Annotated in this window: 10 protein-coding genes; all 10 read left to right on the plus strand. The window is 46.9% G+C overall.

The features are described 5' to 3' along the window. Positions 1–163: 163 nt before the first annotated feature. The 10 genes from trpE to lysS all read left to right on the plus strand — a co-directional run bounded on the left by trpE (position 164) and on the right by lysS (position 8,012). Positions 164–1,549, plus strand: coding sequence for an anthranilate synthase component I (trpE, locus tag QYB97_RS23605; protein ID WP_301168463.1), 1,386 nt, complete (start codon positions 164–166; stop codon positions 1,547–1,549). Positions 1,550–1,575: 26 nt separating this feature from the next. After that, positions 1,576–2,172: an aminodeoxychorismate/anthranilate synthase component II gene (pabA, locus tag QYB97_RS23610; RefSeq protein WP_301168452.1), complete on the plus strand. Its 597-nt coding sequence runs from the start codon at positions 1,576–1,578 to the stop codon at positions 2,170–2,172. Continuing rightward, a complete protein-coding gene (pabC, locus tag QYB97_RS23615; protein WP_301168453.1) occupies positions 2,160–3,020 on the plus strand; it encodes an aminodeoxychorismate lyase in 861 nt (286 codons plus the stop codon). The genes pabA and pabC overlap by 13 nt, the downstream gene beginning before the upstream one ends. Positions 3,021–3,034: 14 nt before the next feature. Next, a complete protein-coding gene (folP, locus tag QYB97_RS23620) occupies positions 3,035–3,898 on the plus strand; it encodes a dihydropteroate synthase (RefSeq protein WP_301168454.1) in 864 nt (287 codons plus the stop codon). Then, positions 3,891–4,253, plus strand: coding sequence for a dihydroneopterin aldolase (gene folB, locus QYB97_RS23625; RefSeq protein WP_301168455.1), 363 nt, complete (start codon positions 3,891–3,893; stop codon positions 4,251–4,253). The genes folP and folB overlap by 8 nt, the downstream gene beginning before the upstream one ends. Beyond that, complete coding sequence (gene folK / locus QYB97_RS23630; RefSeq protein WP_301168456.1) at positions 4,250–4,780, plus strand: 2-amino-4-hydroxy-6-hydroxymethyldihydropteridine diphosphokinase; 531 nt, start codon at positions 4,250–4,252, stop codon at positions 4,778–4,780. Before folB ends, folK begins: the two co-directional genes overlap by 4 nt. Next, positions 4,732–4,947 (plus strand): helix-turn-helix domain-containing protein, encoded by a 216-nt coding sequence (locus QYB97_RS23635; protein WP_301168457.1) that lies wholly within the window; start codon positions 4,732–4,734, stop codon positions 4,945–4,947. The genes folK and QYB97_RS23635 overlap by 49 nt, the downstream gene beginning before the upstream one ends. A 15-nt stretch (positions 4,948–4,962) precedes the next feature. Next, positions 4,963–5,958, plus strand: a complete 996-nt coding sequence (gene dusB, locus QYB97_RS23640) for a tRNA dihydrouridine synthase DusB (protein ID WP_301168458.1) — start codon at positions 4,963–4,965, stop codon at positions 5,956–5,958. 128 nt (positions 5,959–6,086) lie between these two features. After that, positions 6,087–6,509, plus strand: a complete 423-nt coding sequence (locus QYB97_RS23645; protein WP_301168459.1) for a GreA/GreB family elongation factor — start codon at positions 6,087–6,089, stop codon at positions 6,507–6,509. A 9-nt stretch (positions 6,510–6,518) separates the two neighbouring features. Further along, positions 6,519–8,012 (plus strand): lysine--tRNA ligase, encoded by a 1,494-nt coding sequence (gene lysS / locus QYB97_RS23650; RefSeq protein WP_301168460.1) that lies wholly within the window; start codon positions 6,519–6,521, stop codon positions 8,010–8,012. Positions 8,013–8,286: the final 274 nt, after the last annotated feature.

The raw sequence follows: 8,286 nt of genomic DNA on the forward strand, positions 1-8,286 counted from the left end.
TCATGAGCAAATTTCTGTCACTCTTCCATAAAATTGCAAGATTTTTATCACCACTTTCATGACTGCATCAGTTACAATAGTATCCATAAGAATGATCAGGAGAGTGAAGGGTTTGCCTAATCAAAGCAAGTCGGATCGGCACGTTATTTTTGATACTTTGGCCATGCCGAAACATGAATGGTTTAAACGATATAAAGCACTTTCGGCTGAGGAACCGCATCACGTGTTTCTCGAAAGCGGCAGAAGCGGCAGATACAGCATTGCCGGCCTGTCGCCAGTGGCTTTTATTACTGGGAAAGACAATAAGGTGAGCATGACCTATAAAGGGAATACCGTCACAAAGAAAGGCAATATGCTCCCTGTCATTAAAGAATGGATGTCCTCGTTCCATACTGATGCTCCAGCCGGTCTTCCTGATTTTAAAGGAGGAGCTATCGGATATTTCAGCTATGACGTCGCGCGTGAAATCGAAAAGCTTCCGGAACAGGCGGAGGACGACCTGAATCTGCCTGATGTTTCGCTTATGGTATTTGAAGATGTGTTTGTTTATGACCATGAAAAAGAACAGCTTTTTATTATGGTTCATTTTAAGGAAAAGGACCGTAGCAGTGCAGAAGGCAAATTGAGAAACTATGTGCAGCTATGGACGGCGCCGCACTCGCCCGAGCAAAAAAAAGCGGTGGAAAAAGTGCATTTTCCGTTTCTGCATGAATCTGTTTCGATGTCAGAGGAACGTTTTGTCGAAGCGGTAAAAGCGGTAAAAGAATACATTGCTGCCGGCGATGTATTTCAGGTCAACCTTTCTGTCCGACAGTCCAAGCCCTTAATGTCACAGCCCTTTGAGATTTATGAAGAACTCCGCCGTTTCAATCCCTCTCCTTATATGGGATATCTTCATACTCCCGACTTTCAGCTGGTGAGCGGTTCACCTGAGTTGCTGGTCAAAAAAAGAGGAGAAGAGATCAGCACTCGTCCGATTGCAGGCACTCGCTCCAGAGGGAAGACGGAAGAAGAGGACCGCCAGCTCGCGATGACCCTGATTGAAAATGAAAAAGAACGTGCGGAACATGTGATGCTTGTTGATCTGGAACGAAATGATCTCGGAAAAGTAAGTACCTATGGCAGTGTTGAAGTGGATGAGTTCATGACGATTGAAAAGTACTCGCATGTCATGCATATTGTTTCTAATGTAAAAGGCAGGCTGCGCGAGGAATGTGACGCGTTTGATTTAATTGAGGCAACCTTTCCCGGAGGAACAATTACCGGTGCTCCGAAAATTAGGACGATGGAAATTATTGAAGAGCTTGAGCCCGTGCGGCGAGGGGTATATACTGGCTCTATCGGATGGATTGGATTTGATGGAGATGCCGAATTGAACATCGCGATCCGGACGATGGTCTGCAAGGACGGTATGGCCCATGTTCAGGCTGGAGCCGGCATTGTCATTGACTCCGATCCAAAAGCGGAATATAAAGAGTCCTTGAAAAAAGCGGCTGCGCTTTGGCGGGCCAAGGAATTAAGCGAAGAAAAAAGTTGCGAATTAGTTTAGCAGAGCTTAGAGGAGGAAGATGAGTAATGATTTTAATGATCGATAACTATGATTCATTTACGTACAACCTGGTGCAATATTTGGGAGAGCTTGGAGAAGAATTGGTCGTCAAGAGAAACGATGAAATTACCCTTGAAGAGATCGAAATGCTAAAACCGGATTATCTGATGATTTCTCCCGGACCTTGCTCACCGAATGAAGCGGGCGTCAGCATGGATGTCATCAAGCGGTTTTCAGGGGAAATTCCTATATTCGGTGTTTGTCTTGGCCATCAGTCCATTGCACAGGTGTTCGGAGGAGATGTAATCCGCTCGGAGCGTCTGATGCACGGCAAAACATCTGCGATTCTTCATGATGGAAATACGATCTTCAGCGGTGTGGAAAACGGGTTTACAGCAACCCGATATCATTCCCTAACCGTAAAAAAAGAGACGCTTCCTGACTGTTTTGATATTTCGGCATGGACGGCGGACGATGAAATCATGGCCATCAGGCATAAGACCCTGCCGGTGGAAGGCGTGCAGTTTCACCCCGAATCCATTATGACTGGAGCGGGCAAGCAGCTGCTCCGTAATTTTATCGATCAATACAAAAATAAAGGGAACAAGGTATGTACCTCTTAATAGATGGAAAACTTGTAAGTAAAAATGAAGCTTCGATCTCTCCATTTGACCACGGCTACATGTATGGGCTTGGAGCTTTTGAAACCGTCCGGGTCTATAACGGCCATCCGTTTCTGTGGGAAGACCACATGGAACGTCTCCGGCAGGCGCTCGTTGAGCTCAACATCAAATATGAGCTGGACAGCGCAGCTGCCTGGATGGAGACCAAGCGGTTAATGCGGCGCAATAAATGGAAGAATGCCTATATACGATTTAATATCTCGGCGGGAACCGGTGAAATTGGTCTTCAAACAGAGCCCTACATGGAGCCGACCATTATCATTTACGGAAAACCGCTTCCTGAACAAGGGCCGTTTCTCGAAAAAGAACTGGTGGTGCTACAGACGAGGAGAAATACACCAGAAGGCAGTGTCCGCTTAAAATCCCATCACTACCTGAACAGCATCCTGGGAAAAAGGGAGCTGAGCAGGCCGGTTGAACAGGAAGGTCTTTTTTTGACAGAGGACGGATTTGCCAGTGAGGGGACAGTCTCCAATGTGTTTTGGGTGAAGGATGGAAAATTGTTTACTCCTTCACTCGGCACAGGCATATTGAACGGTATTACAAGGCAATTTATCCTGGCAGCAGCTGCCAAGCTTGATATGGATGCCGAGGAAGGGTTTTATACACCAAAGGACCTGTTGTCTGCTGATGAAATTTTCCTAACCAACTCCATTCAGGAAATGGTGCCGGTTAAAACGTTTGAAGGGAAAAACTTTCCCGGTGCCGGCGGACAGGTGTTGCATTCACTATTGTTTTTGTACCATTCATGCAGCAAGGATTTATGGAGTATTGATGAATTAGCATAAAGGGGGAGCCTTTAATGGGACAAGCTACCACAACAAAGAGTTTTAACCATCTCATTTCCTGCGGCCCGTATACACTGGATCTGTCGAAAAAGACGCATGTGATGGGGATTTTGAATGTAACTCCTGATTCGTTTTCTGATGGAGGAAAATTCAATTCGATTGAAACGGCCATACAGCACGCCAGGCAAATGGTGGCTGACGGAGCGGATATTATTGATATCGGTGGTGAATCGACCCGCCCTGGCGGTGAAAAGATCGGAGCGGAAGAAGAATTGCACCGTGTCATCCCTGTGATTGAAGCGGTGTCCAAGGAAGTTCCGGTTCCACTATCCATTGACACCTATAAAGCGGAGGTGGCGGAGAAGGCGATCCTTGCAGGAGCCCACATTATTAATGATGTGTGGGGAGCGAAAGCAGATGACAAGATGGCTGGGACTGCGGCCCGCCTGAATGTGCCAATCATCCTTATGCATAACCGTCCCGACCGTGATTATGATGAGCTGATGCCGGACATCATTGCGGACTTGAATAAGAGTATAGCCATCTGTGCGAAAGAAGGCGTCACCTCGGAGAATATCATCCTGGATCCCGGAATCGGATTTGCCAAAACTTATGAGCAAAACCTGGAGACGATGCGCAATCTGAATCAGATTGTGGATATGGGCTATCCGGTTCTTCTCGCCACGTCGAGAAAGACCATGATCGGCAATGCCCTCGATCTTCCTGTCAATGAGCGGATGGAAGGGACGGGCGCCACGGTCTGTCTCGGAATTGAGCGCGGCTGTACCATCGTCCGGGTTCACGATGTAAAAGAAATGAGCCGCATGGCCAGGATGATGGATGCCATGCTTGGAAAAGGAATGAATCCACTTGGATAAAATATATATGAACGGTCTTTCATTTTATGGGTATCATGGCGTTTTTCCTGAAGAAAACAAGCTTGGGCAGCGGTTTAAGGTGGATCTCATCATGGAGATGGATCTTCACCCCGCAGGCGCGACAGATGATCTGCAGCAAACGGTCAACTATGGAGAGGTTTATGCAACGGTAAAGGAGATTGTGGAAGGCGAACCGAAAAAGCTCGTTGAAACGGTGGCTGAAACGATCGCCACCACCCTTCTTTCCAGTTATCCGCTCGTTCAGCAGTGCACCGTAAAAGTAGTCAAACCCGATCCGCCCATTCCCGGCCATTATGATTCGGTTGCCATTGAAATAACAAGGAGCCGGACATGAAGAACATGGTCTATCTTTCACTCGGTTCCAATCTTGGCAACCGGGAGGAATACATCCGGCAGGCGGTACAAGAACTGGAAGCCCATCCGGACATGGAAGTCCGCATGGTTTCGTCCCTGTATGAAACCGACCCTGTGGGCTATACCGACCAGCCTCCTTTCCTGAATGCTGCGGTTCGGGTGCAAACAAGCCTCTCTGCAGAAGAACTGCTGAGCATAACCCAGAAAATTGAAAACAAACTGGAAAGAATCAGGGAAATCAGGTGGGGACCCCGGACAATAGACCTTGACATTTTGTTGTATAATAGTGAACGTATACATTCAGACACATTGCACATTCCGCATCCGCGTATGCTGGAACGTGCTTTTGTACTGATTCCGTTGCTTGAGATTGCTCCAGATCTCACGTTCCCCGGTACTGAAGAAGTACCACTGGGGATTCTCTTCAAACAGCTGCAGAATAAAGAAGGTGTACACAGATGGAAGAAGAAAAGTGGGGCAGAAGAATCCGGGCTTTTCGAAAGTTAAAAGGCTTTACACAGGAAGGTCTTGCGAGGGAATTGGGCATTTCCGTTTCCGTACTTGGAGAAATTGAGCGCGGAAACCGGAAGCCGAAGGAAGAACTGATGTCAAAGATTGCTGCGATCTTTCAGATTCCTATAGATGAACTAACGCAAGAGTATGTCCGAAAGTAAAGAGAGGTGATATAGATGTTAGAAATCGGCGGAATTCAAATGAAAAATCCTGTAGTGCTTGCGCCAATGGCAGGTGTCTGCAATCCAGCTTTCCGTTTAATTGCAAAGGATTTTGGCGCGGGACTTGTTTGCGCAGAGATGGTCAGCGACAAAGGGATTCTGCATGAAAACGAAAGATCGCTGAAGATGCTTTATGTCGATGAGCGGGAAAAACCCCTGAGCCTTCAAATTTTTGGAGGAGAGCGGGAATCGCTTGTTGCTGCTGCAAAGTATGTAGACAAGAACACAAATGCCGATATTATAGATATCAACATGGGCTGCCCTGTCCCTAAGATTACAAAGTGCGATGCAGGAGCAAGATGGCTGCTGGATCCGGATAAAATCTACGAGATGGTGGCTGCCACTGTTGATGCCGTACAAAAACCGGTGACCGTAAAAATGCGCGTCGGCTGGGATGAGGATCACATTTTTGCTGTTCAGAATGCACAGGCAGTGGAGCGTGCCGGCGGTGCCGCAGTAGCGGTTCACGGACGCACCCGTGTTCAGATGTATGAAGGAACAGCAAACTGGGATATCATTAAACAAGTGAAAGACAGTGTTTCCATTCCGGTAATCGGTAACGGAGACATTGCCACTCCGCACGACGCCAAGCATGCGCTTGAAACGTACGGCGTGGACGGGGTCATGATCGGCCGCGGGGCACTAGGTAATCCGTGGATGCTGTACCGGACTGTCAAGTTCCTTGAAACCGGAGAGATTCCCGAAGAACCAACACCACGAGAAAAAATCGACATCTGCATGCTGCACATGGACCGCCTGATCGACCTGAAAGGGGAGAATGTGGCGGTTCGCGAAATGCGCAAGCATGCCGCATGGTATCTTAAAGGACTTCCGCAAACCGGTACTGTCCGCAATGAAGTGAATACTAAAACAACAAGGGATGAAATGAGCAAGCTTCTATTTAACTATGTTGAAGAAGTAGAAGCAAGGCCGGTAAACAAGGTAAGCTGATCATTCACCCCGATAGGAAATAACACCGGCCAGAACTCTTTCTGGCTTTTGTTGCACTTATATTATCTAATCCTGCTTCCTGGTGTTTTCATAAGATATTATTTATTAATGATATGGAGGAAAAGCAAATGACCCAAGAAACGGTTTTGCTTACGAATGAAGGCACCAGGAAACTTAAGCATGAATTAAAAAGCTTGATCGATGAAAAGGAAACATGCACGGTAGAAGAAAAAGGACAATTTTTGGATAAGCGAATCAAGCAGCTCGAACACGTGCTTCTTCATGCCCGAATTCTTTCAAATCAGAAAGAGCCCGGCCATAAAGCTGAAGTCGGTTCTACCATTACATTGCTTGAGCTCGAATTTCAGGACGAAATGACGTATACCATTGTACATCCCTTTGAGGCCGATCCGAGACAATTCAAGATTGCCTCCGATTCCCCGGTAGCCAAGGCTGTTCTTGGCAAACCGCTGAACTCGAAAATATACATCTCCCTTCCCGGGGGACAAATATCATATGAAATCATTAATATACAAAACTGCAAAAGATAGGAGAATTCCATGAGCCAGGACTTAGAATTAAATGATTTGCTGCGGGTCCGCAGAGAAAAAATGAACAACCTCCGCGAAAGCGGTAAAGATCCGTTTGGTACAAAATATGTCCGTACGCACAATGCCAAGGACATTCTTGAGCAGTACCAGGACCTTTCTAAAGAAGAATTGGACGAGAAGAGCATCGAAGTAACGATCGCCGGCCGCATCATGACCAAGCGTGGAAAAGGAAAAGCCGGTTTTGCGCACGTTCAGGACCTTACAGGACAAATTCAAATCTACGTAAGAACCGATGCTGTCGGGGAAGAACAGTATGAACTGTTCAATACCATAGATATCGGAGACATTGTCGGCATTACAGGTACCGTCTTCAAAACTAAAGTAGGCGAGCTTTCCGTCAAAGCGAAGGAATTTCAGCTTCTTACCAAATCGCTCCGTCCGCTTCCTGACAAGTTCCATGGCCTGAAGGATGTTGAGCAGCGTTACCGCCAGCGCTATGTTGACCTGATCATGAACCCGGAAGTGAAAGATACTTTTATTGCCCGCAGTAAAATTATCCGTTCCATGAGACGCTACCTGGATGACCATGGCTATTTAGAAGTGGAAACACCAACCATGCACTCCATCCCGGGCGGAGCATCGGCTCGTCCGTTCATTACGCACCACAACGCGCTTGATATGGAACTCTACATGCGTATTGCTATAGAGCTTCACTTAAAAAGACTCATTGTGGGCGGCCTGGAAAAGGTTTATGAAATTGGCCGTGTATTCCGGAACGAGGGTGTATCTACACGCCATAACCCTGAGTTTACGATGATTGAGCTTTATGAAGCTTATGCTGATTATCATGACATTATGGAGCTTACTGAGAATCTGATCGCACACATTGCCAAGGATGTTCACGGAAGCACAACCGTAAAATACGGCGAGCATGAAGTGGACCTTGAGCCGCGCTGGAAAAGGGTTCATATGGTGGATGCGGTTAAAGAAGCGACAGGTGTCGATTTCTGGCCTCAAATGAGCAGGGAAGAAGCTCTTGCCCTTGCAAAAGAGCACAAAGTTCCGGTAAAGGACAATATGTCCTACGGGCACATTGTCAATGAGTTCTTTGAGCACTTTGTCGAGGAAACGCTGATTCAGCCTACCTTTGTATACGGACATCCGGTAGAAATCTCGCCGCTTGCCAAGAAAAATCCGGAGGACGAGCGGTTCACTGACCGATTTGAACTGTTTATCGTCGGCCGTGAGCATGCCAATGCCTTCTCCGAGCTCAATGATCCAATCGATCAGAGAGAGCGGTTTGAAGCACAGCTTCAAGAGCGTGCAGAAGGAAATGACGAAGCCCACATGATGGATGAGGATTTTGTAGAAGCACTTGAATACGGTATGCCTCCTACTGGAGGGCTTGGAATCGGGATTGACCGCCTGATCATGCTTTTAACCGACTCACCATCCATCCGTGACGTACTGTTATTCCCGCAAATGCGCCACAGCGAAAAGTAATAAGACTACGGGATCAGAACAGCCTGCCACGATGTGCAGGCTGTTTTTTCTCTGGTTTTAAAGAAAATCAAACTTTTTTCAGAAAAGGTATTGCAAGTGATTTAAATAGGTGGTATATTAGTATTCGTCGCTGAGGCACACGACAAAAACGTGCTCAACAAATTGATTTTAAAAAACCTTTTAAAAAAGATTGTTGACAAGCCTTGAACGACATGTTATGATAATAAAGTCGCCAATGAGCGACGGCGAACGACTTGAACAACGAAGTTGTTCG

Origin of the sequence: Fictibacillus fluitans (assembly GCF_030418125.1) — a bacterium.
Classification (GTDB): domain Bacteria; phylum Bacillota; class Bacilli; order Bacillales; family Fictibacillaceae; genus Fictibacillus_C; species Fictibacillus_C fluitans.